The organism is Andreprevotia lacus DSM 23236 (genome assembly GCF_900176275.1).
GTDB classification, from domain to species: domain Bacteria; phylum Pseudomonadota; class Gammaproteobacteria; order Burkholderiales; family Chitinibacteraceae; genus Andreprevotia; species Andreprevotia lacus.
On record NZ_FWXD01000079.1, the window covers coordinates 1 to 1,229 of the forward strand.

General features: G+C 62.0%; 1 protein-coding gene. It reads left to right on the plus strand.

Features of this window, described 5'->3' with window-relative positions; translation table 11 throughout:
- Positions 1-1,229: condensation domain-containing protein (locus B9A19_RS21835; protein WP_245804408.1), on the plus strand; the 1,229-nt coding region annotated here is incomplete at both ends.

Below are 1,229 nucleotides of genomic sequence, written 5' to 3' on the forward strand. Positions count from 1 at the left end.
GGTGATCCGTATCTGTTGCCCAGCCTGTTCGGCTTTGAAAGCCGTGAGTTGCTGGAGCGCTTTGTCGAGCGCGTGCAGCAGGTGGTGGACCGCCATGACATCCTGCGCACGCGTCTGGCGTGGGAAAACCTGGCCCAGCCGGTGCAGGTGGTGTTGCGCAAGGCTGAGTTGCCCGTGCACACCCTGCAGTTTGATGCTGCCAATGGCACCGTACTCAATCAACTGCAGCGGTATTTCGACCCGGCCCATACCCGGATTGATCTGCGCCAGGCGCCGCTGCTGCGTTGCCATGTCGTCGAGGATGCTGCCAACGGCCGTTGGGTGCTGCATCTGCTGGCGCACCATCTGGTGATCGACCACACCACCATGGACATCCTGCTGGAGGAAACCCGCCAGCTTGATCAGGGTGAGGTGTTGCCAGCGGCGGTGCCGTATCGCCAGTTCGTGGCACAGGCCCGTCTTGGCATCAGCAAGGACGAACACGAAGCCTTCTTCAAGGCCATGCTGGCGCATATCGATGCGCCGACGGCGCCATTCGATTTGCTGAACGTGCAAAACGATGGCAGCAGCATCGTGGAGAGCAAGCTGCGTCTGGACGATGCGGTGGCCAAGGCGGTACGGCAACAGGCGCGTGCACACGGAGTGAGTGCCGCCAGCCTGCTGCATCTGGCTTGGGCGCTTGTGCTTGCCCGTACTACCGGCCGTGACGATGTCGTGTTCGGCACGGTCTTGTTTGGCCGCATGCAAGGCGGTGAACAGGCGGATCGTGGCATCGGCCTGTTCATCAACAGTTTGCCGATACGCGTTGGCATAGGCGGCGAGAACGTCGCCAGCAGCCTGAAGGCTGCACACGCCTTGTTGGCACAACTGATGCGGCATGAGCACGCCCCGCTGGCACTGGCACAGCGCTGCAGCGGCGTTGCTGCACCCGCACCATTGTTTACCTCGCTGGTGAATTATCGCTACAGCCCTGATCTGGACGAGGTGTCGCCGCAGTACATCAGCGGTCAGGGCGTTTATGCCGACATCGAGGCGCTGGGCGTTTACGAACGCACCAACTACCCGCTGACCTTGGCGATTGACGACCTGGGCGAAGGCTTCCAGCTCACCGCACAGGTCGCGCAACCGATAGCCCCGCAGCGTATCTGCCAGTTCATGCAGGCTGCGGTGGAACAGCTGGTTGCAGCGCTGCAACAGCAGCCCAACCAACCGTTGGCACAGCTGGACGT